At 67.2% G+C, this 1,457-nt stretch carries 1 protein-coding gene and 1 pseudogene; one reads left to right on the top strand and one right to left on the bottom strand.

Features of this window, described 5'->3' with window-relative positions:
* A pseudogene (locus ON33_RS30920) lies at positions 1–310 on the bottom strand (hypothetical protein); the annotation flags it as partial.
* 253 nt (positions 311–563) lie between these two features.
* Between ON33_RS30920 and ON33_RS41785 the strand changes: the two are divergent.
* Positions 564–1,199 (top strand): hypothetical protein, encoded by a 636-nt coding sequence (locus ON33_RS41785; protein ID WP_157184795.1) that lies wholly within the window; start codon positions 564–566, stop codon positions 1,197–1,199.
* Positions 1,200–1,457 lie beyond the last annotated feature (258 nt).

The raw sequence follows: 1,457 nt of genomic DNA on the forward strand, positions 1-1,457 counted from the left end.
GCGCACTCGCCCGGCCCGCCAGTTCGCGCAGCTCCCGGACTACCGCGACGTGGCCGGGGCGATTGAGGAAGGCGATCACGGCTGTCTGCGGCAGGTAGTCGCCGTCGCAGGTGAATCGGAGCAGGTAGTCGAAGGCAGCGCCCAAGGTTCCCGAGTTGGCGATGCGGCTCGGGACGAGCAGTGTGCCGGCGCGGGCTCGGTAGTCGGCCTGCACGGGTTTGAGGTTCGGGTACCGCTGGTCGAGGTACTGGCGCAGGGGGCTGGCCTTGTCGCCGATCGCCCCGGTCAGACTGGAGTATCGATAGCTCATGCGCATGACTGTGCCATGGGGCACCGACAGCTACCGGCTGGAAATCTGTGACCGTCAGTGCCAACTATCGCGCGATTCGTGCCAGCGGCGGATTGTTGCCACTGATCAGGGCAGCGGCCCGGCTACCTTTCGGTAGTGAAAGGTCGGCCGATCGAGGTACCGTGCGGATTCTCGGCTATCGCATCGCGTGGCACTGGTTGCTCGGCGGTCGCCGTTGTGCAACAGGGGAACTGGGCGTTTGCTATGAACACATGTGACGGTTGTGCCGGGCCGGGCAGCCGACGGACATGGCGGTGAGGACGCGATGCGGTGCCCTCTCGCCGAACTGCGGATGCTGCACGAGCAGATCTGCCGGTTGCGTCATCTGGCCGCGATCTCCCAGGTTCTGGGTGATCGCTATCCGGTGCTCGGGCCGCTGCTGGTCGATCTCCATGCCGCAGAGGTGATCCGAGCCGACATCGCGATCCGGCGGGAATTGGCCGGGGCCGAAACCTTCGCCCGCACCGTTGATTTCGCCGTGGTTCCCGAATGGGTCCATCGACGCTGGCACGATGCCGACGATTCCGAGCTGGCCGGGGGTTATGTGCGATACGCGGCGGCCGGCGCGGGCGCGGCCTACACCGGGCCGGGGACGATGCGTCGGATTGCTCACCGTTCGGCCTGCGCGGCACTGGACGGTGGTGCTGGGCGAGACTGCCTGACCCTGCCCACGCTCGCGAGCACTGAACTACCTCAGCGGACGGGCTCCACGACCATAGGCGCGATCGGGGTACCGGCGGATTCGAACAAGTCCCGCCCGCACGAGTCGCATTCGCCCTCCGCAGGTTTCGCTTCCGTCGCGGGGAGCTGCCACACGTTCATGCCACCGCACGGACAGTCGATGACGTAGAGCAACTCGGGAGAAGGCGGATTCACACCCCACGCCAGACTCGAGGCGGTCGTGCGACGCATGACGCCGATACGGCAGGTGTCGTCGCCGGAACGGAGTTCGCCGAGCGCCAACCCCGCACTCGCCAGGGCTTCATCCACTGCGCGCAGAATCGCCGGCACGTGTTCACCACGCTCGAGGTCGGCCCCGGCCGCTTGCTTGGCCGCGGACTCGACGGCAGCGACAACCGCGCGGTCCTTCCCGAAGGCCGTCACCCGA

Origin of the sequence: Nocardia niigatensis NBRC 100131 (assembly GCF_000308655.1) — a bacterium.
Taxonomy (GTDB): domain Bacteria; phylum Actinomycetota; class Actinomycetes; order Mycobacteriales; family Mycobacteriaceae; genus Nocardia; species Nocardia niigatensis.